Annotated in this window: 30 protein-coding genes; 20 read left to right on the forward strand and 10 right to left on the reverse strand. The window is 70.6% G+C overall.

What is annotated here, in order from left to right; genetic code table 11:
• Positions 1 to 10: 10 nt before the first annotated feature.
• Together OG984_RS12645 and OG984_RS12650 are read left to right on the forward strand one after the other, a co-directional pair.
• A complete protein-coding gene (locus OG984_RS12645) occupies positions 11 to 1,171 on the forward strand; it encodes a sensor histidine kinase (RefSeq protein WP_328531912.1) in 1,161 nt (386 codons plus the stop codon).
• Positions 1,168 to 1,854 (forward strand): response regulator transcription factor, encoded by a 687-nt coding sequence (locus OG984_RS12650; protein WP_328531913.1) that lies wholly within the window; start codon positions 1,168 to 1,170, stop codon positions 1,852 to 1,854. The genes OG984_RS12645 and OG984_RS12650 overlap by 4 nt, the downstream gene beginning before the upstream one ends.
• A gap of 119 nt (positions 1,855 to 1,973) precedes the next feature.
• Here the strand turns inward: OG984_RS12650 and OG984_RS12655 are convergent, their stop codons facing one another.
• Together OG984_RS12655 and murI are read right to left on the reverse strand one after the other, a co-directional pair.
• Entirely contained in the window at positions 1,974 to 2,744 is a 771-nt protein-coding gene (locus OG984_RS12655; protein WP_328531914.1) for an MBL fold metallo-hydrolase, read from the reverse strand.
• Entirely contained in the window at positions 2,741 to 3,598 is an 858-nt protein-coding gene (murI, locus tag OG984_RS12660) for a glutamate racemase (protein ID WP_328531915.1), read from the reverse strand. The genes OG984_RS12655 and murI overlap by 4 nt, the downstream gene beginning before the upstream one ends.
• A gap of 118 nt (positions 3,599 to 3,716) precedes the next feature.
• Between murI and OG984_RS12665 the strand changes: the two genes are divergently transcribed.
• The 4 genes from OG984_RS12665 to OG984_RS12680 all read left to right on the forward strand — a co-directional run bounded on the left by OG984_RS12665 (position 3,717) and on the right by OG984_RS12680 (position 7,462).
• Complete coding sequence (locus OG984_RS12665; protein WP_328531916.1) at positions 3,717 to 4,715, forward strand: alkaline phosphatase family protein; 999 nt, start codon at positions 3,717 to 3,719, stop codon at positions 4,713 to 4,715.
• Positions 4,716 to 4,757: 42 nt separating this feature from the next.
• On the forward strand, positions 4,758 to 5,777 hold the full coding sequence (locus OG984_RS12670) for an alkaline phosphatase family protein (protein ID WP_328531917.1): 1,020 nt from the start codon (positions 4,758 to 4,760) through the stop codon (positions 5,775 to 5,777).
• A 74-nt stretch (positions 5,778 to 5,851) separates the two neighbouring features.
• On the forward strand, positions 5,852 to 7,087 hold the full coding sequence (locus tag OG984_RS12675; RefSeq protein ID WP_328531918.1) for an FAD-dependent monooxygenase: 1,236 nt from the start codon (positions 5,852 to 5,854) through the stop codon (positions 7,085 to 7,087).
• 30 nt (positions 7,088 to 7,117) lie between these two features.
• The gene (locus tag OG984_RS12680; RefSeq protein ID WP_328531919.1) at positions 7,118 to 7,462 is read left to right on the forward strand and encodes a hypothetical protein; all 345 of its coding nucleotides are present in this window, start codon (positions 7,118 to 7,120) and stop codon (positions 7,460 to 7,462) included.
• Between the two features lie 109 nt (positions 7,463 to 7,571).
• Here OG984_RS12680 and OG984_RS12685 read toward each other — a convergent pair whose 3' ends face one another.
• Positions 7,572 to 8,519: a PLP-dependent cysteine synthase family protein gene (locus OG984_RS12685; protein ID WP_328531920.1), complete on the reverse strand. Its 948-nt coding sequence runs from the start codon at positions 8,517 to 8,519 to the stop codon at positions 7,572 to 7,574.
• Positions 8,520 to 8,636: 117 nt separating this feature from the next.
• On the opposite strand from OG984_RS12685, the gene OG984_RS12690 reads away from it, so the two are divergent.
• The 5 genes from OG984_RS12690 to OG984_RS12710 all read left to right on the forward strand — a co-directional run bounded on the left by OG984_RS12690 (position 8,637) and on the right by OG984_RS12710 (position 13,498).
• Positions 8,637 to 9,809, forward strand: coding sequence for a MalY/PatB family protein (locus OG984_RS12690; protein WP_328531921.1), 1,173 nt, complete (start codon positions 8,637 to 8,639; stop codon positions 9,807 to 9,809).
• Between the two features lie 166 nt (positions 9,810 to 9,975).
• Positions 9,976 to 10,905: an ABC transporter ATP-binding protein gene (locus OG984_RS12695; protein ID WP_328531922.1), complete on the forward strand. Its 930-nt coding sequence runs from the start codon at positions 9,976 to 9,978 to the stop codon at positions 10,903 to 10,905.
• The gene (locus tag OG984_RS12700; protein WP_328531923.1) at positions 10,902 to 11,645 is read left to right on the forward strand and encodes an ABC transporter permease; all 744 of its coding nucleotides are present in this window, start codon (positions 10,902 to 10,904) and stop codon (positions 11,643 to 11,645) included. The genes OG984_RS12695 and OG984_RS12700 overlap by 4 nt, the downstream gene beginning before the upstream one ends.
• 12 nt (positions 11,646 to 11,657) lie before the next feature.
• Positions 11,658 to 12,872, forward strand: coding sequence for a sensor histidine kinase (locus OG984_RS12705; RefSeq protein WP_328531924.1), 1,215 nt, complete (start codon positions 11,658 to 11,660; stop codon positions 12,870 to 12,872).
• Positions 12,869 to 13,498: a response regulator transcription factor gene (locus OG984_RS12710; protein ID WP_328531925.1), complete on the forward strand. Its 630-nt coding sequence runs from the start codon at positions 12,869 to 12,871 to the stop codon at positions 13,496 to 13,498. The genes OG984_RS12705 and OG984_RS12710 overlap by 4 nt, the downstream gene beginning before the upstream one ends.
• Before the next feature lie 4 nt (positions 13,499 to 13,502).
• Here the strand turns inward: OG984_RS12710 and OG984_RS12715 are convergent, their stop codons facing one another.
• The 4 genes from OG984_RS12715 to clpS form a co-directional block, all read right to left on the reverse strand.
• A complete protein-coding gene (locus OG984_RS12715) occupies positions 13,503 to 13,778 on the reverse strand; it encodes a MoaD family protein (RefSeq protein WP_008358635.1) in 276 nt (91 codons plus the stop codon).
• A 32-nt stretch (positions 13,779 to 13,810) separates the two neighbouring features.
• Entirely contained in the window at positions 13,811 to 14,239 is a 429-nt protein-coding gene (locus tag OG984_RS12720; protein WP_328531926.1) for a M67 family metallopeptidase, read from the reverse strand.
• Positions 14,240 to 14,343: 104 nt separating this feature from the next.
• The gene (locus OG984_RS12725) at positions 14,344 to 14,934 is read right to left on the reverse strand and encodes a DUF2017 domain-containing protein (protein ID WP_328531927.1); all 591 of its coding nucleotides are present in this window, start codon (positions 14,932 to 14,934) and stop codon (positions 14,344 to 14,346) included.
• On the reverse strand, positions 14,934 to 15,227 hold the full coding sequence (clpS, locus tag OG984_RS12730; protein WP_328531928.1) for an ATP-dependent Clp protease adapter ClpS: 294 nt from the start codon (positions 15,225 to 15,227) through the stop codon (positions 14,934 to 14,936). Before clpS ends, OG984_RS12725 begins: the two co-directional genes overlap by 1 nt.
• Before the next feature lie 26 nt (positions 15,228 to 15,253).
• On the opposite strand from clpS, the gene OG984_RS12735 reads away from it, so the two are divergent.
• From OG984_RS12735 to OG984_RS12745, 3 genes are all read left to right on the forward strand, one after another.
• Positions 15,254 to 16,546 carry a nicotinate phosphoribosyltransferase gene (locus tag OG984_RS12735; protein WP_328531929.1) on the forward strand — a complete coding sequence of 431 codons (1,293 nt, stop codon included), beginning with the start codon at positions 15,254 to 15,256 and terminating at the stop codon, positions 16,544 to 16,546.
• A gap of 121 nt (positions 16,547 to 16,667) precedes the next feature.
• Positions 16,668 to 17,252 carry an isochorismatase family protein gene (locus tag OG984_RS12740; protein ID WP_442941010.1) on the forward strand — a complete coding sequence of 195 codons (585 nt, stop codon included), beginning with the start codon at positions 16,668 to 16,670 and terminating at the stop codon, positions 17,250 to 17,252.
• 55 nt (positions 17,253 to 17,307) lie between these two features.
• Complete coding sequence (locus tag OG984_RS12745; protein ID WP_328531931.1) at positions 17,308 to 18,552, forward strand: MFS transporter; 1,245 nt, start codon at positions 17,308 to 17,310, stop codon at positions 18,550 to 18,552.
• An 8-nt stretch (positions 18,553 to 18,560) separates the two neighbouring features.
• On the opposite strand, the gene OG984_RS12750 is transcribed toward OG984_RS12745, so the two are convergent.
• Positions 18,561 to 19,160 carry a TetR/AcrR family transcriptional regulator gene (locus OG984_RS12750; protein WP_328531932.1) on the reverse strand — a complete coding sequence of 200 codons (600 nt, stop codon included), beginning with the start codon at positions 19,158 to 19,160 and terminating at the stop codon, positions 18,561 to 18,563.
• 60 nt (positions 19,161 to 19,220) lie between these two features.
• Between OG984_RS12750 and OG984_RS12755 the strand changes: the two genes are divergently transcribed.
• From OG984_RS12755 to OG984_RS12775, 5 genes are all read left to right on the forward strand, one after another.
• Complete coding sequence (locus OG984_RS12755) at positions 19,221 to 20,171, forward strand: patatin-like phospholipase family protein (RefSeq protein ID WP_328531933.1); 951 nt, start codon at positions 19,221 to 19,223, stop codon at positions 20,169 to 20,171.
• Positions 20,168 to 21,646 carry a flavin-containing monooxygenase gene (locus OG984_RS12760; protein ID WP_328531934.1) on the forward strand — a complete coding sequence of 493 codons (1,479 nt, stop codon included), beginning with the start codon at positions 20,168 to 20,170 and terminating at the stop codon, positions 21,644 to 21,646. The genes OG984_RS12755 and OG984_RS12760 overlap by 4 nt, the downstream gene beginning before the upstream one ends.
• On the forward strand, positions 21,643 to 22,482 hold the full coding sequence (locus tag OG984_RS12765) for an SDR family oxidoreductase (RefSeq protein WP_328531935.1): 840 nt from the start codon (positions 21,643 to 21,645) through the stop codon (positions 22,480 to 22,482). Before OG984_RS12760 ends, OG984_RS12765 begins: the two co-directional genes overlap by 4 nt.
• Positions 22,483 to 22,750: 268 nt before the next feature.
• Entirely contained in the window at positions 22,751 to 22,978 is a 228-nt protein-coding gene (locus OG984_RS12770; RefSeq protein ID WP_328531936.1) for a hypothetical protein, read from the forward strand.
• Positions 22,975 to 23,718, forward strand: a complete 744-nt coding sequence (locus tag OG984_RS12775) for a response regulator transcription factor (RefSeq protein ID WP_328531937.1) — start codon at positions 22,975 to 22,977, stop codon at positions 23,716 to 23,718. Before OG984_RS12770 ends, OG984_RS12775 begins: the two co-directional genes overlap by 4 nt.
• Positions 23,719 to 23,755: 37 nt before the next feature.
• Here OG984_RS12775 and OG984_RS12780 read toward each other — a convergent pair whose 3' ends face one another.
• Entirely contained in the window at positions 23,756 to 24,295 is a 540-nt protein-coding gene (locus tag OG984_RS12780; protein ID WP_328531938.1) for a DUF1697 domain-containing protein, read from the reverse strand.
• Positions 24,296 to 24,352: 57 nt separating this feature from the next.
• Between OG984_RS12780 and OG984_RS12785 the strand changes: the two genes are divergently transcribed.
• Positions 24,353 to 24,826 (forward strand): MarR family winged helix-turn-helix transcriptional regulator, encoded by a 474-nt coding sequence (locus OG984_RS12785; protein WP_328531939.1) that lies wholly within the window; start codon positions 24,353 to 24,355, stop codon positions 24,824 to 24,826.
• On the opposite strand, the gene OG984_RS12790 is transcribed toward OG984_RS12785, so the two are convergent.
• Positions 24,823 to 25,554 (reverse strand): copper homeostasis protein CutC, encoded by a 732-nt coding sequence (locus OG984_RS12790; protein WP_328531940.1) that lies wholly within the window; start codon positions 25,552 to 25,554, stop codon positions 24,823 to 24,825. The two genes, OG984_RS12785 and OG984_RS12790, sit on opposite strands and share 4 nt — an antisense overlap.
• Positions 25,555 to 25,570 lie beyond the last annotated feature (16 nt).

The following is a 25,570-nucleotide window of genomic DNA, read 5'->3' on the forward strand; positions in this document are numbered from 1 at the left end:
CGTGTACGCCGTGCAGCAACCGTCACCCGAGGTCTATCAGCCACGCCTGAGCCTGTGGGGGCACGTGTGGCGGTATCTCCTTGCGCTGGGGATCAGCGCCATCGCCTTGATATCCAGCACCGACGGCTGGCCGGAGTGGCGCTTCCTGCTCGACCTCGGCCTCGGTGTCCTCTGCATGGTCCTGGTCTTCTGGCGCCGCCGTTGGCCGGTGGCGATCGCCACGTTCACCATCGTCGCCGGAGGGTTCTCGATCCTCTCCGCCGGAGCGTCGAGCCTCGCTCTGGTCTCGTTGGCGACCCGGCGCCGCTGGCGCGAGATCATCCCGATCTCCCTGCTCAACGTCGCCGCAGGCATGTTCTGGTTCGCGGTGATGGAGACCACCCCCACCGAGGAGATCCCCGGCATCCCGTTGTGGGGCTTCAACCTCGGCGCCAACGTGGTGATCATCGCCGCGATGGTTGCCTGGGGCATGTACATCGGCTCGCGGCGCGAGCTCATCGCCACCCTCCGGCTGCGCGCCGAGACGGCCGAGGCCGAGCAGTCGCTGCGCGTCTCCCAGGCCCGCGAGACCGAGCGCCGGCGGATCGCCCGCGAGATGCACGACGTGCTCGCCCACCGCATCTCCCACATCTCCATGCAGGCCGGGGCGCTCGCCTACCGCGAGGACCTCTCGGCCGACCAGATCCGGGGCGAGGTCGGCACCATCCGCGACGGCGCCCATCGGGCCCTCGAGGACCTCCGGACCGTGCTCGGCGTGCTCCGCGGCAACGGCGAGGACCCCGAGACCGCGCCCCAGCCGACGTACGCAGATCTCGGCCGCCTCGTCGAGGAGGCCCGCACGGGCGGCATGAACATCACCTTCGAGGACGACGTCGAGGGCTCGCCGCCGGAGGCGGTCGGGCGGTCGATCTACCGGGTCGTGCAGGAGGGCATCACCAACGCCCGCAAGCATGCCCCGGGAGCCCTGCTGGAGGTCGCGCTGAGCGGGTCCGAGGAGCACGGCATCGACGTGCGCCTGCGCAACCGGCTCGGCTTCGACTCGAACACTCCGGGTGCCGGCCTCGGTCTGGTCGGGCTCACCGAACGCGTGGACCTCGCGGGCGGACGCCTCACGCACCGTACGGAAAAGGATGTCTTCATCCTCGAAGCATGGCTACCGTGGGGCCAGTGAGCAGCCCAGGGACCAGCCCAGAGACTCCGGTCAAGATCAAGGTCGGGATCGTCGACGACGACCCGCTCGTGCGCTCGGCCCTCGGGCTGATGCTAGGCGGCCAGGCCGACATCGAGGTCGTCGGCGAGGCGACCGACGGCCAGGAGGCACTCGCCCTGGTGCGTACGTCCGCCCCTGACGTGGTGCTGATGGACATCCGGATGCCCCGGATCAACGGGCTGGACGCGACCCGCCGGGTGCTGACCGAGGCGAAGCCACCGCGGGTGATCGTGCTGACCACGTTCGGCGCCGACGAGTACGTCGTGGACGCGCTCGCCGCGGGCGCCGAGGGGTTCCTCCTCAAGGACACCCCGCCGCCCGAGATCGTCGCGGCGATCCGCGCGGTCGCGGCGGGTGAGCCGATCCTCTCCCCCAAGGCCACCCGCACCCTGATCACCAGGCTCCGCGCCGAGCCCACGGGCGACCGCGCCGCTGCCGCCGGCCGGCGCCTCGAGGCGCTCACCGAGCGTGAGCACGAGGTCGCGCTCGCCGTCGGACGCGGGCTGAGCAACGCCGAGATCGCCAAGGAGCTCTACCTCTCGATCCCGACCGTCAAGGCGCACGTCTCGCGCCTCTTCGACAAGCTAGGCGCCACCAACCGCGTCCAGATCGCGATCACCGTGCACGACGCCGGCCTGGTCTGAGTCGCTCACCTCATCGGCCACACGGGTCACACCGCTCGGGTTGTTCTTGCACTTCTCGGGTGTTGCAACGCCTGAGAAGTGCAGGGATACCCGGTTGACCGGGTATCCCGACCCCGACCTCAAACCTCATAGACGGCCCCCGTCGCCGCCAGCTCCGTCGGCCCCTCGTACGCAGACCGCGCCTCGCGGAGCGCGTCGGCGGAGTCGTGCCAGGGCGGGACGTGAGTGACGACCAGCTTCTTCACATGCGCCTTGGTGGCGTACTCCCCCGCATGGACGCCGGTGATGTGCACCCCGGGAGGGTTCTCGACGCCGTCGCGGAAGGCCGCCTCGCACAGGAACAGGTCGGCGTCGGTGGCGATGTCGAGGAGCGCCTCGGTCTCGGCGGTGTCGCCGCTGTAGGCGAGGATCTTGCCGTTCGCCTCGATCCGCAGCCCGTACGCATCGACCGGATGCTCCACGGCCGTCGGGACGATCGTGAACGGACCGAGATGGATCGGCCCGGTGTAGGTCGAGAACGCGAACTCCTCGCGCATCCCGGGGCGCTTGGGCAGGTCGTAGGCCTTCGCCAGCCGCCGCCCGGTGCCCTTGGGACCGTAGACCGGGATGGGCGGCTGCGGGCCGGTCGGGTGCCACTTGCGGAGCACGTAGTAGGAGGTCATGTCGACGCAGTGGTCGGCGTGCAGGTGGGAGAGCAGGACCGCGTCGATCAAGAGCGGGTCGACGTAGCGCTGCAGCACCCCGAGCGCGCCGTTGCCCATGTCGAGCACGATCCGCCAGGTGCGTCCCTCGGAGTCGTCGGCCTCGACGAGATAGCACGAGGCGGGGCTGTCGGGCCCGGGATAGGAGCCCGAGCACCCGATGATCGTCAGCCGCATCCCGGAGGTCATCCCATCCCTCCGGCGAACTGCTGGGCCGCCGCGAGCTCCGGGCCCAGGAAGCGGGCGCCGATCGCCTTGAACTCGGCGGGGTTGCCGGTGGTGAGGAACGTGTAGGTCGGCTCGCCGCCCTCGCGCATGAGGTCGTTCTCGGCCAGGACGCGGTAGACGTCCTTCGCCGACTCCTCGGCGCTGCTGACCAGCGTCACGTTGTCGCCCATCACATAGGAGATCACACCAGTCAGGAGGGGATAGTGGGTGCACCCGAGGATCAGCGTGTCGACCCCGGCGCTGGTCAGCGGGTCCAGATACTCGTGCGCGGCGGCCAGGAGCTCCTCGCCGCCGGTGACGCCGGCCTCGACGAACGGCACGAACTGGGGGCACGCCCGGGTGTGCAGCGAGACGTGGGGCGCCGCGGCGAAGGCGTCGTCGTAGGCCATCGACTCGGCGGTCGCGTGGGTGCAGATGACCCCGATGCGACCGGTGCGGGAGGCCGCGACGGCGCGACGCGTCGCCGGCAGGATCACCTCGACGACCGGCAGCGGCTTGTAGCGCTCGCGGGCGTCGCGCAGCATCGCCGCCGAGGCGGAGTTGCACGCGATCACCAGGGCCTTCACCCCCTGCTCGACGAGATGGTCGAGGCACTCCAGGGCGTACTCGCGCACCTCGGCGATCGGCTTGGGACCGTAGGGGGCGCGGGCGGTGTCGCCGACGTACAGGATCGACTCGTGGGCGAGCTGGTCGATCACCGACCGGGCCACGGTGAGACCGCCGAAGCCCGAGTCGAAGATCCCGATCGGGGCGTCGCGGTCGGGCTGGGCTGAACCCAGGGGCGAGGGCGAACCCACGGACGAGACGGACTGCACGATCGTCAAGGCTAGGCCCAAACGCCGCGTATTCGCAGTGCTGGGGGTCACTCGAGACATACCCGAGATACATCTCACGTTCATGATCGGGGTGAATCAGAGCGGTTAACGTCCGGATATGACGATTTCGCGGCGCTCGCTGGTGCTGACGGTCCTGTTCGCGTTGCTGAGCGTCACCTTCGCGGTCGTCGAGCTGCCCGGGCGGCCCGCGGAAGCGGCCACCACGAAGCGCGTGCTGGCGATCTCCGTCGACGGGCTCAGCGTGACCGCGATCGAGAGGCTCGGCCCGGGCCACCTGCCCAACCTCTACCGGCTGATGCGTGGCGGCGCCTCGACCCGTGAGGCGCGCAGCGAGTACGAGCAGAACGTCACTCTGCCCAACCACACCTCCATGGTCACCGGCCGCCGGATCACCCGGTCCGCGCACGGCCACGGTGTCACCTGGAACGACGACCGCCCCTGGATGACGGTGCAGGAGGCCGCCGGGCATCAGGTCTCGTCGGTCTTCAGCCAGGTCGGGTCGGCCGGCCGGAGCAGCGCCCTGTTCGCCTCGAAGTCGAAGTTCGGCCTCTTCGACCGGTCGTGGACCTCGATCGACCGGTTCGTCGTCGACGGCGACGCCGACCTGGTCGAGCGGGCGGCGGCCGACCTGGTGAAGAACAAGCGCGCCTTCACCTTCGTCCACCTCGGCTCCCCCGACCACTACGGCCACCGCGACGGCGGGATGAGCGCGGCCTACCGCGCCTCGGTGATCCGCACCGATGCCCGCATCGGCAGGCTGCTGAGGGCCATCGACTCCTCGAGCGCGCTGAAGGGCTCGACGTACGTCGTCCTCACCGCCGACCACGGCTTCAGGGCGACCGCCACCGATCACAGCGTCCACCGCTACGCCAACTACCGGATCCCGTTCGTCGTGTGGGGTCCCGGCGTCGCCCGCGGCGCCTCCCTCTACCGGCTCAACCCCGACTACCGCGCGCCGGGAACGACGCGGCCGACGTACGCCGGCGAGCAGCCGATCCGCAACGGAGACCTCGGCAACCTGGCCCTCGACCTGCTCGGCCTGGGCCCGATCCCCGGCAGCACGCTGAACTCAACTCAGTCACTAGACATTCGCTGAGCGTTCGCCCGGGGTGTCATCGGGTTCACTTAGGGTGTGCCGGTGCGTCGCCTCTTCCCTCTCGTCTCCGTCGGCATCTTCGTCGTCGTCGTGCTCGTCGTCGCGTTCACCGCGCTGCCCGGCCGTGACGGCGACGGCGGCGACCGAGCGGAGCGGGAGCCCGCCCAGGCCGACCGGAAGGTGCTCGCGATCTCGATCGACGGGCTGAACCCGGATGCGCTGGCGAAGCTCGGCCCGGCGAAGACGCCGAACATCCACCGGCTGATCGACGAGGGTGCCTCGACCCTCAACGCCCGCACGGCCTACGAGAAGAACATCACCCTGCCCAACCACACCGGCATGGTCACCGGCGACCCGATCGCAGCCGACGACGGCGGCCACGGCGTCACCTGGAACGTCGGCGACCCGTCGAGGTCGATCGCGCCGGTCGAAGAGTCGGTGTTCACCGTGGCCCATGAGGCCGGGCTCAGCACCGGCGTCTTCGTGACCAAGCAGAAGTTCGAGCTGTGGCAGCGGGCCTGGGAGGACGACATCGATCTGTACGTGCCGATCGACGACCACGACAAGCTCGTCCCGGAGGCGGCCGAGGACCTGGCCGAGGAGCAGCGGGACCTCACCTTCGTACATCTCTCGCTTCCCGACGTCGTCGGCCACAAGTCGGGCGGGATGTCGCCGGAGTACCTGGACGCCGTGGAGGAGTCCGACGCGCAGGTCGGCGAGCTCCTCGACGTCATCGACGCCGACCCCGGTCTGAAGCAGGACCTCGACGTCATCCTCACCGCTGACCACGGCTTCAAGCCCGGCATCACGAACCACTCCGAGAAGGTCTACGAGAACTACCGGATCCCGTTCATCGTGTGGGGTCCCGACGCCGGCGCCGGCGCGGATCTCTACGACCTCAACGCCGACGACTACCGCGATCCGGGCAAGGACCGCCCCGGCTACGAGGGCCCGCAGCCCGTACGCAACGCCGATCTCGGCAACCTGGCCCTGGATCTTCTCGGCCTCGGCCCCATCGAGACCAGCGACATCGGCAAGGACCAGACGCTCGACGTCAAATGACGTTCTCGTAACCATCCACGCGCACACCGGGCCCTGAGGTACGTTTCGAACGTAATCTCCCGAAGGAGCGTGCGATGTCAGTCAGCCGGATCGCTCGGGCAGCTTTACGCCGGGACCGTCGGGCCCGGCGGGTCACCGTCGTCGGCGCCGGCATCGGGGGCCTGACCCTCGCCCTCGAGCTGCGACGCCGGGACATCGAGGTCGAGGTGTACGAGGCCGCGACCGACCCGCACCCGACCGGCGACGCCGTCCTGCTCACCGCCAACGCGACCAGGCTGCTGGAGCGCCTCGGCCTCGAGCCCCGCCTCGGGGAGGCATCGGCGAGCGTCGACGGCCTGGTCTGGCGCGACGGCCACACCGGTGCCGCGATCGGCCGGGTGCTCTCGGCCGCGGAGTACGCCGCCCGCTGCGGCGCGCCCTGCTACGGCATCCGCCACGCGGACCTGCAGGCTCTCCTGAGCGAGGCGCTCGGCACCGAAGGGCTCCGGCTCGGCCACCGTCTGGTCGGCATCACCGACGACGGCGACGGACCCGCGACGCTGGAGCTCGCCGGAGGCGAGCCGGTCGAGGCCGACCTCGTCATCGGCGCCGACGGCGCCGGATCGATCCTGCGCGAGCACGTCGTCGGCTACGACGACGCCCAGTTCTCCGGATGCATGGCCTGGCGCGGCATCGTCCCGCGCTCGCAGCTCACGCTGATCCCCGACCCCGGCCGCCTGCAGCTGTGGACGGGAGCCGACGGCCACCTCATGCATCATCCGGTGGGCGACGGCGATCACGCGTTCCTGCTGGTCAAGCGCCAGCTGGGACCCTGGGCGCCGGACTCGTGGTCGTGGCCGGCCGACCCGGACGAGCACGTTCACGCCTATGCCGGCTGGCATCCGGCCGTCGTCCAGATGATCTCCGCGGCGACGGCCTCCGAGCGCTGGGGCCTCTTCCACCGGCCGCCCCTGACCACCTGGTCGCGCGGCCGGGTCACGCTGCTCGGCGACGCCGCCCACCTGATCCTCCCCCACCACGCCCAGGGGGCGGCCCAGGCGATCGAGGACGCCATCGTCCTCGCCGACTGCCTCGCCTCCGACGAGGACTGGGACCGCGCCCGCACGACCTACGAGCTACGCCGCCGCGACCGCACCCGCCGGATCCAGGCAGCCTCGGTGGCTGCCGCCGACGTCCTCCACCTCCCCGACGGTCCGCGCGCCCAGGCCCGCAACAAGCGGCTCGGGTCGCCCGATGCGTACGAGCGCCATCTCGCCTGGATCCACGAGCACGACGCGGCCGATCCGGCCCCGGGACCCGGCGGCCCGTAACTCCGCAGCCCGCTGCCGCGTTGCCCAGGAGTGAGAGCCATCCTTGGACGCAAGGGCTTCATGGCGCTCGGCATCTGGGCGATGTACGCATCGGCCGTCGCCGTAGCGCTGGTGCAGCTCGGCTCCGCCTCGGACTCCGGCGGGCTCGGCTCCGGCCGGCCGCTCGCTCCCGGCAGCCCCGCGGCTCTCATCCAGGAGCACGACTGCTGGAGCGCCGACGCCCCGCGCGACATGACCGGCAGACTCCCCGGCCACGCCATCGTCGCCACCGGCCCCGCCCCGCGCTACGTCGACGCCCACCTCACCGGCAAGGCCCTCGACCAGGTCTTCAGCGGCGAGGACCACGGCCTCGTCGTCTACGCCTTCTGCCGCTGACCTGCCCCTAGGCGACTGTGGGAGAAGGTGGGGTAGTCCAGGGAGTTTCCGTCCGTTACTGACCAGTAAAGCGACGGAAACTCCCTGGACTACCCCGGCAGGACCGACGTCAGGCCCAGAGCTGGCCCTCGAGACCCTCCTCGGCCTCGTCGATGGTGCCCTCGTACGCCCCGGTGGAGAGGTACTTCCAGCCGCCGTCGGCGACGACGAAGGCGATGTCGGCCTTCTCGCCGGCCTTGAGGGACTTCGCGGCCTGGGCGAGGGCGGCGTGGAGGATGGCGCCGGTGGAGATGCCGGCGAAGATGCCCTCGAGCTCCAACAGCTCACGCACGCGCCGGACGGCGTCGCGCGGACCCACCGAGAAGCGGGCGTCGATCAGCGAGGCGTCGTAGAGCTCGGGGACGAAGCCCTCGTCGAGGTTGCGCAGGCCGTAGACGAGCTCGCCGTAGCGAGGCTCGGCCGCGACGATGCGTACCTCCGGCTTGGCGGCGCGGAAGTAGCGGCCGACACCCATGAGCGTGCCGGTGGTGCCGAGTCCGGCGACGAAGTGGGTGATCGAGGGGAGGTCAGCGAGCAGCTCGGGGCCGGTGCCCTCCTCGTGCGCGAGCGCGTTGGCGGTGTTGCCGTACTGGTAGAGCATCTCCCAGTCGGGGTGCTCGGCGGCCAGCCGCTTGGCGACCCGGACGGCCTCGTTGGAACCGCCGGCGGCAGGTGAGGAGACGATCTCGGCGCCCCACATCCGCAGCAGCTGCCGCCGCTCCTCACTCGTGTTCTCGGGCATCACGCACACGATCCGGTAGCCCTTGAGCTTGGCCGCCATGGCCAGCGAGATCCCGGTGTTGCCGGAGGTCGGCTCGAGGATCGTGCAGCCCGGGCGGAGCCTGCCGTCCTTCTCGGCCTCCTCGACCATGCGAAGAGCCGGGCGGTCCTTGATCGAGCCGGTGGGGTTCCGGTCCTCGAGCTTGGCCCACAGACGTACGTCGGGCGAGGGCGAGAGGCGGGGCAGGCCCACCAGTGGAGTGCCACCGACCGACGCCAGCAGGTTGTCGTAGCGCATGGGTCAAGCATCGCACTTCGCCCCGGATTCATTCCCGTCCGCGAGGATCGCCCAGTCCCTGGGACGCCGTCCGGGCCGTCGGCCGGACACGTGGTAGCGGATGGTTGGATGGCCGCGATGACGACCTCGCCCAAGCCGGCACAGCGCACCGTCGCCGACCCGCTCGACGTCCTCCGCACGCGCACCAGCGTCAAGTGGAGCCTCTACCCAGCAGACGTTCTGCCTATGTTCGTGGCCGAGATGGACTTTCCGCTCGCGCCGGAGATCCGGGCGGCTCTGGCCGAGACGATCTCACGCAGCGACACCGGCTACGCCAACGCGCTTTCGTCCGGTCTACCGGACGCCTTCGGTGCGTACGCCACGGAGGTCTGGGGCTGGGCCGCGGACCCATCGCTCATGCGGACGACCACGGACGTGAGCGTGGTGATCGTGGAGTCGCTGCGGCGGCTGGTGCGCCCAGGCGAGCGGGTGATCGTCAACCCGCCGGTCTACCCACCGTTCTACGACCTGGTCGAGGAGGCCGGCGGAGTAGTCGAAGAGGTGCCGCTGCTCGACGACGGTGAGTCGTTCTCGCTGGATCTGGCGGGGATCGACACGGCGCTGCGCGGCGGTGCGCGCGGGGTGCTGCTCTGCAACCCGCACAATCCCGTCGGCCTGGTGCCCTCGCGCGAGGCGCTCACCGAGCTGTCGCGGATCGTGGCCAAGCATGGCGGGTTCACCCTCAGCGACGAGATCCACGCGCCGCTTGTCCACGCGGGCGTGGAGTTCACGCCGTATCTGACGGTGTCGGAGGAGGCCCGCGCGCATGGGATCGCGGCGGAGTCTGCGAGCAAGGCGTTCAACCTGGCGGGGTTGAAGAGTGCGCTGTTCGTGACCGCCGGGGACGTGATGTCACGCCTGGTCGCCGGGCTGCCGGACGAGGTCTCCTCCCGCACCGGCCACCTCGGCATCATCGCCGCCCGCACCGGCTTCACCGAGAGTCGTGCGTGGCTGGCCGGCACGATCGCCGCGATCGAGCACAACCTGTCCGTCCTGGAGTCAACGCTTGCCGAGCACCTTCCTGCGGCTCGGCTGCGCCGCCCGAAGGCCAGCTATCTCGCCTGGCTCGACCTCTCCGAACTGGGCTGGGGCGACGACCCCGCCGCGGTCGCCCTGGAGAGTGCCAGGGTCGCCCTCCACCACGGCCCCGCCTTCGGCGCCCCCGGCGCCGGACATGCCCGGATGAACATCGCCTGCGCCCCCGAGACGATCACCGAAGCCGTCACGCGCCTCGCCCGCGCGGCTGCCTGACCGGCGGCGTTCAGGGTCGACGACGCCACAACCCAGCACGTCAGCCACGACGGAACGACGTGTTGGTCTCGACCAACAGCCGAGAACGGCATCATCCGATCGGTTGACCCCCGCTCGACCCGATCGCCCGATGTCACCGACCTGTCGATGTCGCCAGGCTTGAGACATGGCACCAGAACCCGCCGTCGAGGTCGACGGCCTGCGCAAGGTCTACGGCACCACGGTCGCCGTCGACGACATCAGTCTCACGGTGTACGAGGGCGAGATCTTCGGCATCCTCGGCCCCAACGGCGCCGGGAAGTCCACGACCGTCGAGTCGATCGCGGGCCTCCGGACGATCGACAAGGGGACGATCAGCGTCCACGGGATCGACCCGGGGAACCAGCGCGAGGAGATCACCAAGGTCCTCGGCGTACAGCTGCAGGAGGCGAAGCTGCAGCCGAAGATCACGATCCAGGAGGCGCTGGAGCTGTGGAGCGCGTTCTACGCCGACCCGGAGCCGTGGGCGCCGCTGGCCGAGCGGCTCGGGCTCGGGGCCCATCTGCGGCAGCGGTTCGAGAACCTCTCCGGCGGCCAGCAGCAGCGACTCTCGATCGCGCTGGCGCTGATCGGCCGGCCGCGGGTCGTCGTGCTCGACGAGCTCACCACCGGCTTGGACCCGCGGGCCCGCCGTGAGGTGTGGGACCTGGTTCGGGACGTACGCGACCGGGGGGTGACCGTCCTGCTCGTGACCCACTCGATGGAGGAGGCCCAGACCCTCTGCGACCGGATCGCCATCGTCGACGCCGGCCGGATCCGGGCGCTGGACACCCCGGCGGGACTCATCGACTCCGCCTCCGCCGCGACCATCACGACCTTCGAGACCTCGGTCGCGATCGACCTGACCGCCCTGCGCGAGCTCGACGGCGTCACCGCCGCGCACAGCGAGAACGGCACCGTCACCGTCGAGGGCGCCGAAGGGGTCGCCCTCGCGGTCATCGAGGCGCTGCGTACGCAGGGGGTGACGCCGCTTCGGCTCCGGGTCGCTGCGGGCACCCTCGACGCCGCCTACCTCGACCTCACCGAGACTCTCACCGACATGGGGGCACTGCGATGACCAGCCCGACCGTCGCCATGGTCCGTACCGAGACCCGGCTCTTCACCCGCGAGCGACTCTCGCTCTTCTGGATCCTCGCATTCCCGACGTTGCTGCTCGTCGTGCTCGGGGTCGTGCCCGCCTTCCGCGAGTACAACGAGGACTTCGGCAACCGGCGGCTGATCGACCTCTACGTGCCGACCACGGTGCTGCTCTCGATGATCATGGCGGCGATCATGACGATGCCGCCGACGCTGACCGGATATCGCGAGAGCGGCGTCCTGCGGCGGCTCGGCACCACGCCGGCCCGGCCGGCCTCGATCCTGCTCGGCCAGGTGCTGGTGCACGCGGTCGCGGTCGCCGCCTCGTCGGTGATCGTGCTCGTGGTCGGCCGGCTGGTGTTCGGGACGCCGCTGCCGGGATCACTCCTCGGGTACGCGGCGGCCTACGTGCTCGCTCTGGCCGTCTCGCTCGGGATCGGGACCGCGATCACGGCGGTCTCCCCCAACGCCAGGACCGGACAGGTGGTGGCGATGGTCGCCTTCATCCCGAGCATGTTCACCGCAGGGGTCTACTTCCCCGTCGAGGTCTTCGGCGGCACCGTCCGTGACGTCATCTCGCTCACTCCCTACGGCGCGGCCTCGAACGCGCTCAACGACGCCGGCGCGGGGGCCTTCCCGCAGCTGATGGACCTCGCGGTGATGGGCGGCTGGGCGATCATGCTCTACGTGATTGCCGTGCGCGCCTTCACGTGGGAGTGAGAGGGTCTGGGCATGGACTCGGCCCTGGGGCACGATCAGCGCTGGGCGCGCAACCTCAAGGTGCTGCCCCTGGCGCTGATCGTGCTCGCCACGGCCATCTGCATCGCGACGCTGCCGGTGCTGGGACCCAGCGGTCTCGAGGCCCGAATGGCGTTCGGCGGGCTGGTGGTGGCGGTCGCCGCGTGGTCCTGGTGGTGGACCTTCGTCCACGGCGGCCCGCACCCGGTCGGCTATATCGGGCGCACGCTGCTGATCGCCGTCCTCACCCTGCTGCACCCGCTGTTCTGCATCGTCGCGTGGGTCGGCTACCTGGATGCCTTCGACTCGTTCCGCGGCCGCCTGCGCTGGGCGGCGATGGGTGTGACGGCCGTGATCATGGCCGTCGGTCAGACCGGCGGACCGCCGCCCTACGACAACCCCTGGCAGGCGATGTTGCTGCCACTGCTCTTCGTGGTCAACTTCGGGCTGGCGACGCTGATGGGCCGCTACAGCATGCACCTCGACGCCGTCAGCCAGGAGCGGGCCGACACGATCGTCCGGCTGGAGAACGCCCTCGCCGAGAACGCCCGCCTCCAGCAGCAGCTTCTCGCCCAGTCCCGCCAGACCGGCGTACGCGACGAGCGTGAGCGCCTCGCCCGGGAGATCCACGACACCATCGCCCAGTCCCTGGCCGGCGTCGTCGCCCAGCTCCAGGCCGCCCAGGGCTCCGCCGACGCCGAGGACGTACGCCGCCGGGTGGCCCGAGCCACCGAGATGGCCCGCACCGCGCTGGTCGAGGCCCGCCGGTCCGTGCAGGACCTCACCCCGGCGGAGCTGGCCGGCACCGGCCTCGCCGACGCGCTCTCGGCGCTGGTCGAGAGCTGGCGTGACGACCACGGCGTCGAGGCCTCCTTCGTCGTCGTCGGCGACGCCACCGCGCTGCACCCCGAGGTCGAGGCCACGCTGCTGCGGATCGCCCAGGAGGCCCTCGCCAACGTCGCCAAGCACGCCCGCGCGCAACGGGTCGGGGTCACGCTCACGTTCGACGGGTCCGAGGTCATCCTCGACGTGCGCGACGACGGCGTCGGCTTCGATCCCGCCGCCCCGCGCCGTTCGTCCGCGTTCGGGCTCGGCGTGATGCGCGACCGCGCCCGGCGCCTGACCGGCACCTTCACCCTGGAGTCCGCCCCGGGCTCCGGCACCGCCGTCTCCGCCAGCATCCCCGCTCTCTCCCGAGGACCAGCATGAGTGAACCGATCCGGATCGTCGTCGCCGACGACCACCCCGTCGTCCGCGACGGGGTGGTCGGGGTGCTCCGAGCGCAGGGCTTCGAGGTGGTCGGCCAGGCCGGGGACGGCGCGCAGGCGCTGGCTCTCGTCGAGGAGCTCGACCCCGACGTGCTCGTCCTCGACCTGCGGATGCCGGGCACCGCCGGGGTCGAGGTGATCGAGCGGCTCCGGGCGTGGGAGTCACGGGCCGGCGTACTGGTCCTGACGACGTTCGACACCGACTCCGACGTGGTCGCCGCGATCGAGGTGGGCGCGACCGGATACCTGCTCAAGGACGCTCCGACGCCGGACCTGGTCGACGCCGTGCGCAGGACCGCGGCCGGTGAGACCGTCCTCTCCCCCGCGGTCGCGACCCGGCTCGCCTCCCGGCTCCGATCACCCGGCCCGTCGGCGCAGCTGAGCCCGCGCGAGCGCGAGGTGCTCACCCTGGTCGCCCGCGGCACCACCAACCGCGCGATCGCCGCCACGCTCTTCGTCAGCGAGGCGACGGTCAAGACCCACCTGGGTCACATCTTCGACAAGCTCGGGGTCACAGACAGAGCAGCCGCGGTCGCACGAGCGTACGACCGCGGCATTCTGGGCTAAGAGGTCAGCAGCCGCCGGCGACCGCAGGCAGCACGACGACCTGGTCGCCGTCCTTGAGCTCGGCGTCGAGACCGCCGATGAAGCGTACGTCCTCGTCGTTGATGTAGACGTTGACGAAGCGGCGCAGGTCGCCGTTGTCGATGAGGCGCTCCTTGATGCCGGAGTGGTTCGCCTCGAGGTCGTCGATGAGCGCGCTCAGGGTCTTGCCCTCGGCGCTGACTGCCTTCTCACCGGCGGTGTAGGTGCGGAGGATGGTCGGGATCTTGACCTCGATGGCCATGGGTTCGTTCTCCTAGATGTAGGTGTTGCGCGTCACGACAACGTCGGGACGATGCTGATTTCTTCCTCGGTGACGTTGCCGTCGACGATTCGATAGGACCGGAACTCGACCGGACCCTCGTCATTTCCGTGCTCTCGGGTGCTGACCAGGACGTAGTGCGCGTTCGGCTCCATCGCCAGCCCGATGTCGGTGCGGGACGGGTAGGCCTCGGTGGCCGTGTGGGAGTGGTAGACGACCACCGGCTCCTCGTCGTTCGCGTCCATCTCCTTGTAGAGCTGGAGCAGGTCCGTCGAGTCGAACTCGTAGAAGGTCGGCGAGCCCGCGGCGTTGATCATCTCGATGAACCGCTCGGGCCGGTCGGACCCCTCAGGGCCCGCGACGATCCCGCACGCCTCGTCGGGATGGTCGCGCTTCGCGTGGGCGACGATCGCGTCGTACGTCGCCTGGTCGATGGTCAGCACAGGATCAGCCTAGGCGGCACGAGCCGGGAAACGTCCTTTGCCCAGGGTGCGGACATGGTTGGCGGAACCACTCCGCGTTGGTATGGGCCCGGGCCGGAAACCGCTCAGCTCGCGGTGACCAGCGCCTCGACGATGGTCTCCTGGAGGATCCCGACCCACTGGTAGATCCCGTAGACCTGGCCGGCGGGGTCGTCCTCGGGCAGCGAGTCCCAGAAGTCCTCGTCGCCCTCCTCGACCCCGAGCCGGGTCGCGAGCGCCAGCCGGATGTCGGTGAAGGACCGCATCCACGCCTCGGCGTCGCCGATGGAGAGCTCGACGTCGATGACCAGCCCGTTCTCGTCGAGCTCGGGCGGGAGCCCGGCCTCCTCGAGCGAGTCGATGATCGTGGAGGCGGCCCGCGCCTTGCCGTCGCGCAGCCCGCCCTCGGTGAACCGCCGGAACTCCCCGGCTGCCTCGGCGTCGTCGCCGTAGGCCGAGGGGAAGAGCCGCTTCAGCACCGGGTCCTCGGGCTCAGTGGTCGGTCCCGAGAAGTCGAGCAGAGCCTCCAGCGGATCATCGCTCTCGGCCGGTGCGGCGACCTCGTTGCGCAGCAGCTCCACGAGCTGGGAGGCCAGCGACCGGAGCAGGTCGGCCTCGAACCCGGAGAAGGTCGCGATGATCTGCTTGCTGCGGCGGTGGTAGCTGAACCCGCCCATCAATCCTGCTTCTCCAGCGTCGCCCACAGTCCGTATTCGTGCATCGCCTGCACGTCGCGCTCCATCTCCTCGCGCGAGCCGGTGGAGACGGCCGACTTGCCGTCGTTGTGCACCTCCATCATCAGCTTCTCCGACTTCTTCTTGGAGTAGCCGAAGTACTTCTGGAAGACGAAGGTGACGTAGGACATCAGGTTGACCGGGTCGTTCCAGACGATGGTCACCCACGGGGTCGCGGGCGCGACGAGGTCGTCGACCTCGGGCTCGTCGAGCTCCACAGGGCTTGGCGCGCTCATACAACCCATCGTGCCACGATGTGCCCGTGGACTCGACAGCGGACTCGACCGCGCTCCTGACAGATCACTACGAGCTGACCATGCTCCAGGCCGCCCTGAAGGCGGGCACCGCGGAACGCCGTGCCGTCTTCGAGCTGTTCCCACGGCGCCTGGCCGGCGGGCGGCGCTACGGCGTGGTGGCCGGGGTCGGCCGGGCGCTCGACGCCATCGAGGCGTTCCGCTTCGACTCCGAGCAGCTGGCGGTGCTCGAGGGCGTCGTCGACGGCCCGACCCTGGAGTGGCTGGCCGGCTACCGCTTCACCGGCGACGTCTGGGGGTACGCCGAGGGCGAGACCTTCTTCCCGCAGTCGCCGCTGCTCGTGGTCGAGGCCAGCTTCGCCGAGGCGGTCGTCCTGGAGACGGTGCTGCTCTCGATCTACAACCACGACTCGGCCATCGCCACCGCCGCGTCCCGGATGACGCTCGCGGCCGGTGAGCGCCCGTGCATCGAGATGGGCTCCCGGCGTACCCATGAGGCGGCCGCGATCGCCGCCGCCCGCGCGGCCTACGTGGCCGGCTTCACCGCCACCTCCAACCTGGCCGCCCGGGCCCGCTTCGGGGTGCCGACGACCGGGACCTCCGCGCACGCCTTCACGCTCCTGCACGACACCGAGGAGCAGGCCTTCCGGGCCCAGGTCGCCTCGCTCGGCAAGGGCACCACGCTCCTGGTGGACACCTACGACATCGCCGAGGCGGTGGCGAAGGCGGTCGAGATCGCCGGGCCCGAGCTCGGCGCGGTGCGGATCGACTCCGGCGACCTGGGGCTCCTCGCCCATGACGTACGCCGCCAGCTCGACGACCTCGGCGCGACCGAGACGAAGATCATCGTCACCAGCGACCTGGACGAGTACGCCATCGCCGGCCTCGCGGCCGCCCCGGTCGACGGCTACGGCGTCGGCACCCAGCTGGTCACCGGCTCCGGCCACCCCACCGCCGGCTTCGTCTACAAGCTGGTCTCCCGCGAGGGTGCCTCCGGCGAGCTGGAGCCGGTCGCCAAGAAGAGCGCCGCGAAGACCTCGATCGGCGGCCGGAAGTACGCCCTGCGCCGCCGCAACCGCAAGGATGTCGCCGACGCCGAGGTGATCGGCATCGGCACCGCGCCCGAGGGCGACAACAACGACCGCCCCCTGCTCACCCAGCTGGTCAGAAAGGGCGAGATCGTCGGTCGTGAGCCCCTCGACGCGGCCCGCGACCGCCACCAGGCCTCCGTCGCCGAGCTCCCCGTCATCGCCCACTCGCTCCTCAAGGGCGATCCCGCGATCCCCACCCAGTTCATCTGATCGCGCGCCGCCCGGCCGGATGTTCGTCTAGGTACGCAGACCAACCGTCACAGCCCAGGTGGAACTCCGCTAGGGATGTGACGGTTCGGCTGCATACCTAGACGAACCGTCACCGTCTACCCTGGCGAGCATGACGCGTGCACTGATCGTGGTCGACGTACAGAACGACTTCTGCGAGGGCGGCTCCCTGCCGGTCGACGGCGGGGCTCGGGTGGCCTACGACATCGGTCAGCTGCTGCGCGAGCGGGCGGCGAGCAAGGCGCCGGAGCAGACCTACGGGCTGGTCGTGGCCACCAAGGACCACCACATCGACCCGGGCGACCACTTCGGCAACCCGCCGGACTACGTCAACTCCTGGCCGGCGCACTGCGTGGTCGGCACCGACGGCGAGGCCTTCCACCCCAACCTCGACCCGGTCACCTTCGACGAGATCTTCCGGAAGGGCGAGTACGCAGCGGCCTACTCCGGCTTCGAGGGCGCGGCCACCGGCGGCTCCACCCTGACCGACTGGCTCCGCGCCCAGGGAGTCGAGGAGGTCGACGTGTGCGGGCTGGCGACCGACTACTGCGTACGTGCCACCGCGCTCGACGCACAGGCGGCCGGATTCCACACCAGGTTGCTCTCCGACCTGGCCGCAGGAGTGGCGGCGTCCTCCACCACGGCCGCCATCGAGGAGATGCGAGCGGCGGGGGTAACGGTCTCGTGACAGAATTGGGAATTTTCCGCAGATAGAAATCCCCTGACGGTCTATTGTCTCTCGAATGGCTCGGATCTCGGCGACAGCCCCACTTCGCGAACCCCACTTCCGCTGGTTCTTCGCGTCCCGCTCGATCAACCTCGCGGGCAACTTCATGGCCCCCGTCGCCCTGGCCTTCGCCGTCCTGGAGGTGAGCGACGCGCCGATCGCGATCGGCGCGGTCCTCGCCGCCCGCACCATCCCGATGATCGTCTTCATGCTCATCGGTGGCGTGCTCGCCGATCGGATCGGCCGCGCTCGGATCCTGTTCGCCTCCAACCTGGTCTCCGGCCTGAGCCAGGCGGCGGTCGCCGTCCTGGTCATCGCCGGCGTCGCCGAGCTGTGGCACCTGATCGCGCTCTCAGCGCTCAACGGCATCGTCTCGGCCGCCGGCCTGCCCGCCCAGCAGGGGATCATCCCGCTCGTGGTGCCGCGCACCATGCTGCAGGAGGCCAACGTGCTGATGTCGCTGACCAAGGCGGTCGTCGCGGTCGCAGGTCCGGGCACCGCCGGCCTGCTCGTCCTCAGCGTCGGCGCGGGCTGGGCGCTCGCCCTCGATGCCGCCACCTGGATCATCGCGGCCCTGCTGCTGCTGCCGGTCAAGCTCAGCGGCACGGTCACCAAGGCCTCGGTGATCGGCGACCTGCGCCTGGGCTGGGACTACTTCCGCGCCACGAGCTGGCTGTGGCTCTGTGTCGGCGCCGCGACCATGCTCAACGCGCTCTACGAGGGCGGGCTCCTCACCCTCGGTCCGCAGCGTGCCGAGGGATCGTCGCTGGGCGCAGGCGGGTGGGGTCTGCTCCTCACCTTCCAGGGCATCGGTGTGCTCGCCGCGACGCTCGTGCTGATGAAGATCCGGCTCGAGCGGCCGCTGTTCTACGGCATGATCGGCATGGCCCTGTTCGGGCTGCCGATCGCTGCCCTCGGGTTCTCCACCGACCTCGGCGTGCTGCTGCCCGCGGCCGCCCTCTCCGGCGCGGGCATCCAGGTCTTCAGTCTCGGCTGGCAGCTGTCGATGCAGGAGAACGTCCCCAGCGAGCTGCTCTCCCGCGCGTCCTCCTACGACCAGCTCGGCACCTATATCGCCATCCCCGTCGGACAGCTGGCGATGGGACCGCTGGCGGCTGCGTACGGGATCGAGAACGTGCTCGCGATCGCCGGCATCGCCTACGTCGTGATCTCGCTGGCGACGCTGCTGAGCCCTGCCGTACGCGGCCTGAACCGGGTGTCCTTCCCCTCAGCCGAGCGCAACGGCGCCCCGGCCCACTAGGTGACGCGCTAGGAGGGCTTCGCGCCCTCCAACAGCGACCGCAGCAGGTCGACCAGGCTGGCGACGGACAGGTCGGGGTCGAACGCACGCTGCACGCCGAGCCCGATGCCGAGCGAGAGCAGCTGGACGGCGGCGTCCTCGGCCGGCGAGGGCAGCGTGAGGCCGAGCTCGTCGGCCTGCTGCTCGATGAGGCCGGCGACCGCCGCGGTCAGCTCACGGCGCCTGTTGGCGAGCTGCTGGCTCACCCCGGGTACGCGACGGGTGCTGGTCGCGAACTCGACCTCGAGCGCGGTCCAGCCGACGTCACCGATGTTGGCCTCGGCCCACCCGGCGAAGGCGTCGATCCGGCCTTCGACGGTCTCGATCCCATTGACGGCGCTCGCCAGGGACAGCGCCCGCTCCTGGTGGATCACGTCGAGCACGGCGAGGCCCAGATCGTGCTTGGTCGCGAAGTTCGAGTAGACGGCACCCTTCGAGTAGCCCGCCTCGGTGGCGACCTTGTCGAGCGAGGTGGCGTTGTAGCCGTCCGAGAGGAACAGACGGTGTGCGGTCTGGACGAGTCGCACCCGCGTCTGCGCGTGCGACTCCTTGCGCGTTATCCGGCCCACGAGGCAAATCTTACCAGTCCGACCTACCAATGGTATTCGAATACCATTAGTATCCGAAACATGACGCACCGACGCGCACTCGCCATCGGCTGTGGCGGCACCCTCGGGTTCGCCTGGACGGCCGTCGCCCTCCGCGCCCTCGAGAAGGCCCTCGACTGGGACGCCCGCACGGCCGATGTCCTGATCGGCACCTCCGCAGGCTCGGAGATCGTCGCCGCCCTCGGATCCGGCCGTACGCCGCAGGACCTGCTCGACGCTCTCGACGGAATCCCGGGCGCCGACCCCGTCCTGGCCGACCACATCGCCGTCCACCCCGGCAAGGTGCCGCCCATCCCCGCTCCCGCGCTGCCCGCACTCGGTCTGGTCCGCCCCGGACTCTCCCGCCGCTCGGCCTACAGCGCGCTGGCCGGGCTGCTCCCCCGCGGGCGTGGAGATGCCGGCTGGCTGAGGGAGTACGGCGACGCGCTGGCCGGCCCCGGCGGCTGGGTCGACCATCCCGCGACCTGGCTGATCGCGGCCGACGCGGCGACCGGTGAGCGGGTGGCGTTCGGGGCTCCTGGTGCCCCCACGGCCTCCCTCGGCGCGGCCGTCGCGGCGTCGTGGGCGATCCCCGGCTGGTTCCCGCCGGTCGAGATCGCCGGCCGGAGCCACGTCGACGGAGGCGCGGTCTCCTCCGTCTCGGCCGACCTTCTCCTCGACCCGGCCGTCGGTCCAGCGGTCGACGAGGTCGTGGTGGTCGCCCCGATGACCACCGAGGGCGGCGTCCCCGCTCGCGGTCTCGACCGGGTCGAGCGCCTGCTGCGCTCACAGATGACCGCCGTGCTCGACCGCGAGGTCGCCCGGCTCCGGGCGGCCGGCGTGCGGGTGATCCGGGTCGAGCCCGGGCCTGCGGAGCTGGCCGCCATGGGACCCAACTTCATGGACATCGGCCGCCGCGAGGCCACCCTCGCCGCGGCCCGCCGACACGTTCCCGGCCGCCTCGCGGCCACACTCACAGGAGAACGAGCATGAGCACGCATCACCAGGTCGTCGTCATCGGCGCGGGCATCTCCGGCATCGCCGCCGCGATCAAGCTGCGGGAGGCAGGGGTCGAGGACGTCGTCATCCTCGAGAAGGCCGACACCTACGGTGGCACCTGGCGGGCCAACACCTACCCGGGATGCGCCTGCGACGTACCGTCCAACCTCTACTCGTTCTCCTTCGCCCCCAACAGCGACTGGTCGCGGGTCTACGGCAACCAGCCGGAGATCCTCGCCTACATCGACCGTGTCGCCCGCGACCGCGGCCTCGAGGACGTCACCCGGTTCGGCGTGGAGGTCCGCGGGGCGGCCTGGAGCGCCGAGACGGCCGAGTGGCACCTGGAGACGAGCGCCGGTGAGCTCAGCGCACGCTTCCTGGTCGCGGCCGCCGGGCCGTGGAACGAGCCGAAGATCCCGGACCTGCCCGGTCTGGCCGGCTTCCCCGGCGAGGTCTGGCACTCGGCGCGGTGGAACCACGGCTTCGACCTCGACGGCAAGCGGGTCGCCGTCATCGGCACCGGTGCGTCGGCCGTCCAGTTCGTGCCCCAGATCCAGAAGCAGGTCGCCGATCTGCACCTCTTCCAGCGCACCGCCCACTGGGTCCTGCCCAAGGTCGACCACCCGGTGCCGGAGGCGGAGAAGTGGGTCAAGCGCAACGTACCCTTCTTCGAGAAGGCTCTCGGCGCCGTCGAGTACGCCGCGATGGAGACCGTCGGCGTCGCCTTCCACCATCCCAAGCCGCTGATGCACGGGCTGCAGAAGATCGGTGAGGCCTACCTGCGAGCCGCCGTCCGGGACAAGGAGCTGCGGGCCAAGCTGACGCCCGACTACCTGCTCGGCTGCAAGCGGATCCTCTTCTCCAACAACTACCTCCAGTCGCTGACGAAGCCGAACGTCGAGGTGCACGCGACCGGCGTCGACCGGGTCGAGGGCGCGAGCGTGATCGGCTCCGACGGCAGCACGGCCGAGGTCGACGCGATCATCCTCGGCACCGGCTTCCACATCCTCGACATGCCGGTCGCCGACCTGGTCCGTGGAGCCGACGGCCGCACGCTCGCCGAGCACTGGTCCGGCTCCCCCGAGGCCTACCAGGGCACCTCGGTCGCCGGGTTCCCCAACGCCTTCGTGGTGCTCGGCCCGAGCCTCGGCACCGGGCACGGCTCGGCCTTCGCCGTCGCGGAGTCGCAGGTCGCGATGATCACCGACGCCATCACCACCGCCCGCGCGCAGGGCTGGACGCAGCTCGACGTGACCCCACAGGCACAGGCCGCGTACGTCGCGGACGTGCAGGCCGCGCTCGCCGGCACCGCCTACAGCGGCGCCTCCTGCCATAGCTACTTCATCGACGCCAACGGCCGCAACAGCTTCTCCTGGCCCTGGTCCACCGGAGAGCTGGTCCGCCGGATCAGCCGCTTCGAGCCGTCCGACTTCGAAATCACGATCAAGACCGCGGAGGTTTCCGCATGACACGCTTCCCCAGGATCGACCTCCACGGCGCCTTGGTCGTCGTCACCGGCGCCGCTCGGGGCATCGGCCTCGCCACGGCGAAGGAGTTCGCCGCGGCCGGGGCACGGGTCGCCCTCGGCGACCTCGACGACGCGCTGGCACGGGATGCGGCGGCAGAGCTCGGCGAGGGCGCGAGCGGTCACCGGCTCGACGTCGCCGACAAACAGTCCTACACCGATTTCCTCGCCGCCGCGGAGGAGGCGCACGGCAGGCCGGTCGACATCCTGGTCAACAACGCCGGAGTCATGCCCAACGGCTCCTTCCTCGAGCAGGAGGACCGGATCGACCGGCTGACCATGGACGTCAACGTCTACGGAGTGATCCACGGCGTGCGGCTGGTGCTGCCGGGGATGATCGCGCGCGGCCGCGGCCACGTCGTCAACGTCGCCTCGCTGGCGGGCAAGTTCCCGCTCAAGGGCCTGGCGGTCTACAACGCCAGCAAGTACGCCGTCGTCGGCCTCAGCGCCGCCACCCGGCTCGAGATCGACGGCACCGGGGTCTCGCTCACCACCGTGCTGCCGAGCGCCGTACGCACCGAGCTCTCCTCGGGCATCGACCTCGGCGTCCTCCCGGCGGTCGACCCCGAGGACATCGCGGCCGCGGTGGTGAGGTCGGTCCGCAGTCGGGCGGCCGAGATCGCGGTCCCGTCCTACGTCGGCTTCGCCGCCAACGGCTCTCCGCTCGTCCCCGAGCGGGTGATGCGCCTGATCCGCCGCGCCGTCCGCGACGACGCCGCGATCACCCGCGTCGACGACGACGTACGCCGCGCCTATCTCGATCGCATCGAGGCGCAGTAGGAGACCGAGCCGGGCCTTTGGTCCCGGAGATCGGGCCTTGCGAACGGTCCCACAGGCGCTCGGCGACAACAGGATTGTCTCCATGACAACCACCCCCACGATCGACAGCCCAGTCAGAGCCCGACCCATCGATGGGTCCGATCGGCTGCAGCTGACGAGGCAGCATGCGAAGGCTGTGCAGACCGGCACGTCGACACGGAACCTGAGTCAGCGCAGGGTCGCCCGACTGCTTCCGGCCGGCTCCCCGCAATGGGCTCTCCTCACGGTGATGCGCGAGGTACGAACGCCGTCGTGGACGCCGCTGTCCTCGGCCGTACGCGTGGCGAACCAGGTGGGAGATGTCCGGGCCCTGCGGGAAGCGCGGGCCCGCCTGCGCCTGGCCAGCATCGAGCGGGCCTCGCTGGCCGAGCTGCGTGCGCTGGCCACGTTGAACCTGGCCATCAGCCACTACGAAGCAACCAACGCGGGCGCCCGGAAGGAGCGGGTCGAGCCATGACGATCACAGCGACCTCTCGTCCGCAGCGAACGAAGGTGAGCCACCGGGTGGCCATCGTGGAGCCGCACCCGGTGGTCGGCGAATCCCTCGAGCTGGCGCTCTCAAGGCATCGCTTCGACGCTCGCCTCCTGCCTCCGCTCGCCGATCACGCGAGCGCGACGGCACTCACGGCACAGATCGTGCGCACTCGTGCGAGCATCGTGATCCTCGGCACGACGCTGGACGCAGGTGATCCGTTGATGGCGACGATCGCCCCGCTGACGCGTGCCGGGATCGACGTGGTCGTCCTGACGTCGACCACCGACCCAGCCTGTTGGGGTCAGGCGCTGCGCCGGGGCGCGCGGGTGGTGGTGTCCAAGTCGCGGCCGCTCAACGATCTCATCTCGATCGTGCGGCGCCTGACGGACGGGCTTCGCGTTCTCGACGTACAGGAGCGCGAACAGCTCATCGGGCACGCCGTGCGTCGCGATGTCGAGCTGGCCGGACTCCGCGAGCGTTTCGAACGTCTCTCCCACCGCGAGGAAGAGGTCCTGGAGCACCTCAGGAACGGGCGCACCGTGTCCCAGATCGCCGCTCTCAACGTGGTCTCGCCGGCCACGGTCCGCACCCAGGTCAAGTCCATCCTGGCCAAGCTCGAGGTCTCCTCGCAGATCGCCGCGGTGGGCGCCGCCCATCGCCTGGGCTGGAAGCCGCCCAGGACTCGCGACCATCAGGCTCGTCGGCTGCCGGAAGCCGGGTGAGGGGTCGCCCCTGCTCTGACGACCGGTTGGCCGAGGCTCAGCCCCAGCGGTCGGCGAGCGTGCGGATCACGTTGAGGTTGCGGTTGGTGCTGATGGCGATGTGACGCTCGACGACGGCGTTGGTGATCTTCGTCTGCTGGAAGCTCTCGGTAAGCAGGTGCACGGCACGGCCGATGACATAGACCCGCTCGCCCTCGCCCGCCCGGGCGACCAGCGCCTCGCGGGAGCTGGGGTCGCTGTGCTCCTTGCAGAGGAACACGAACTGCCTGCCCTCGTGGCCCATCCCGACCGCCGCGGCGTCGTTGGCGATCACCTTCAGCTCGGCAGGCGTGACACAGATCGTCGGCACCTCGAAGAAGCGGTCGGCGGCGAAGGCCTCCTCCAGGATCGCCTCCATCTCGGCCCGGTCGCCGACGGGGTGGTCGAAGCGTACGTTGCCCGTGTTGATGTAGGTCTCCACGTCGGTTCCGCCGGCCCTGACGACCGCGGCGATGATCGCCTGCTTGGGGAACTTTCGCGTCGCGCCCAGGTTGATGGCGCGCAGGAACGCGATCCAGGTGTGCCGCTCCGTTGTCATTCTCAGATAGTCTCCACCCGTTCACCGCGCCGCAACCCCAACCCTGGAATCCAACCGATGCCTTCACAGCAGCTGCTTCCCACAGCGGCCCCGACCACCTCGGGCTCCGCTTCGGCGAAGACCCTGGACCTCTCCAGCGACCTGGTGGTCTACGCGGCGCGCCTCATGCGCCTCGTGCGCCGCGCGCTCGACCTTCCGGCCAGCGTCCGCGTCCTCACGATCCTCGACGCCATCGGGCCGCTCGGCATCACCGACCTGGCCCGCGCCGACGGCTGCTCGCAGCCGACCATGTCGGCGCAGATCGCCCAGCTGGTGGAGACCGGCCTGGTCAGCAAGGAGCCCAACCCCGCCGATGCGCGGGCGAGCCTGGTGACGCTCACCGACGCCGGCCGGGCCGATCTGGCCGAGGTGCGCGAGCGCATCTCGCATCTCATCGCCGAGCGGCTGGAGTCGCGTCACCGCACCGAGGCCGACCTCGAGGCCGCCGTCTCGGTCCTGCGCGACCTGGTCGAGGGCGACACGATCGCCTAGGCGAGCGCGGCGGCCGCGGCCGCGACGACATCCGGATCGGTCACCCAGTGACCACCGTCGTCGGCGACGCCCAGCGCCACCCGACCGGCGGTCGCGACCCGGCGCTTGGCGGACAGATGCACGCCCTCGACCCCGAGCGCGGCCAGTGCCGCGATCGCGTCGACGGTCACCCCTCCTCCGGCCAGTACGTCCGGTCCGCCTGCCGCGACCATCTCGGCGATCGTCGCGGCCCCCGCGGCGGCGGCCGGCGCACCGCCCGAGGTGAGGACCCGGTCGACCACACCGTCCAGCGACCGGATCGCCGCGACCGGGTCGGCGGTGAGGTCGATGGCCCGGTGGAACGTCACCGTCGCCTCGTACGCAGCGGCAGCATCCGCCAGGCCACGGACCATCTCGACGTCGGGCTCCCCGTGCGGAGTGAGCGCGCCGATCACGATCCCGTCGGCCCCGGCCGCCAGGATCATCTCGGCCTCGCGCTCCAGGACGTGCCGCTCCTCGGCGGAGTAGCCGAACCCTCCCGGCCGCGGCCGGACGAGCACGTGGACGCCCTCCCAGCCGTCGTCGGCGTCGGTGCCACCGACCGCGTCGAGGACGCTCTCGACCAGCCCCTGCGACGGGCTGACACCACCGACCTCGAGGGCCGTGCAGAGCTCGACCCGGGTCGCCCCGGCCGCACGCGCGGCGAGCGCGCCGTCCACCGACGTCACCGCGATCTCGAGTGCTGTCATCGCGTCCTCATGGCAG

It is taken from the genome of Nocardioides sp. NBC_00368 (genome assembly GCF_036090055.1).
Taxonomy (GTDB): domain Bacteria; phylum Actinomycetota; class Actinomycetes; order Propionibacteriales; family Nocardioidaceae; genus Nocardioides.

What these genes read in the sequence shown, in the direction of transcription:
- OG984_RS12655 (WP_328531914.1), bottom strand. Translation starts at nt 2,744, where the DNA reads ATGACCTCCGGGATGCGGCTGACGATCATCGGGTGCTCGGGCTCCTAT.
- OG984_RS12665 (WP_328531916.1), top strand. Translation starts at nt 3,717, where the DNA reads ATGACGATTTCGCGGCGCTCGCTGGTGCTGACGGTCCTGTTCGCGTTG.
- OG984_RS12675 (WP_328531918.1), top strand. Translation starts at nt 5,852, where the DNA reads ATGTCAGTCAGCCGGATCGCTCGGGCAGCTTTACGCCGGGACCGTCGG.
- OG984_RS12685 (WP_328531920.1), bottom strand. Translation starts at nt 8,519, where the DNA reads ATGCGCTACGACAACCTGCTGGCGTCGGTCGGTGGCACTCCACTGGTG.
- OG984_RS12690 (WP_328531921.1), top strand. Translation starts at nt 8,637, where the DNA reads ATGACGACCTCGCCCAAGCCGGCACAGCGCACCGTCGCCGACCCGCTC.
- OG984_RS12695 (WP_328531922.1), top strand. Translation starts at nt 9,976, where the DNA reads ATGGCACCAGAACCCGCCGTCGAGGTCGACGGCCTGCGCAAGGTCTAC.
- OG984_RS12700 (WP_328531923.1), top strand. Translation starts at nt 10,902, where the DNA reads ATGACCAGCCCGACCGTCGCCATGGTCCGTACCGAGACCCGGCTCTTC.
- OG984_RS12705 (WP_328531924.1), top strand. Translation starts at nt 11,658, where the DNA reads ATGGACTCGGCCCTGGGGCACGATCAGCGCTGGGCGCGCAACCTCAAG.
- OG984_RS12710 (WP_328531925.1), top strand. Translation starts at nt 12,869, where the DNA reads ATGAGTGAACCGATCCGGATCGTCGTCGCCGACGACCACCCCGTCGTC.
- OG984_RS12715 (WP_008358635.1), bottom strand. Translation starts at nt 13,778, where the DNA reads ATGGCCATCGAGGTCAAGATCCCGACCATCCTCCGCACCTACACCGCC.
- OG984_RS12725 (WP_328531927.1), bottom strand. Translation starts at nt 14,934, where the DNA reads ATGGGCGGGTTCAGCTACCACCGCCGCAGCAAGCAGATCATCGCGACC.
- clpS (WP_328531928.1), bottom strand. Translation starts at nt 15,227, where the DNA reads ATGAGCGCGCCAAGCCCTGTGGAGCTCGACGAGCCCGAGGTCGACGAC.
- OG984_RS12745 (WP_328531931.1), top strand. Translation starts at nt 17,308, where the DNA reads ATGGCTCGGATCTCGGCGACAGCCCCACTTCGCGAACCCCACTTCCGC.
- OG984_RS12755 (WP_328531933.1), top strand. Translation starts at nt 19,221, where the DNA reads ATGACGCACCGACGCGCACTCGCCATCGGCTGTGGCGGCACCCTCGGG.
- OG984_RS12760 (WP_328531934.1), top strand. Translation starts at nt 20,168, where the DNA reads ATGAGCACGCATCACCAGGTCGTCGTCATCGGCGCGGGCATCTCCGGC.
- OG984_RS12765 (WP_328531935.1), top strand. Translation starts at nt 21,643, where the DNA reads ATGACACGCTTCCCCAGGATCGACCTCCACGGCGCCTTGGTCGTCGTC.
- OG984_RS12770 (WP_328531936.1), top strand. Translation starts at nt 22,751, where the DNA reads ATGCGCGAGGTACGAACGCCGTCGTGGACGCCGCTGTCCTCGGCCGTA.
- OG984_RS12775 (WP_328531937.1), top strand. Translation starts at nt 22,975, where the DNA reads ATGACGATCACAGCGACCTCTCGTCCGCAGCGAACGAAGGTGAGCCAC.
- OG984_RS12780 (WP_328531938.1), bottom strand. Translation starts at nt 24,295, where the DNA reads ATGACAACGGAGCGGCACACCTGGATCGCGTTCCTGCGCGCCATCAAC.
- OG984_RS12785 (WP_328531939.1), top strand. Translation starts at nt 24,353, where the DNA reads ATGCCTTCACAGCAGCTGCTTCCCACAGCGGCCCCGACCACCTCGGGC.
- OG984_RS12790 (WP_328531940.1), bottom strand. Translation starts at nt 25,554, where the DNA reads ATGACAGCACTCGAGATCGCGGTGACGTCGGTGGACGGCGCGCTCGCC.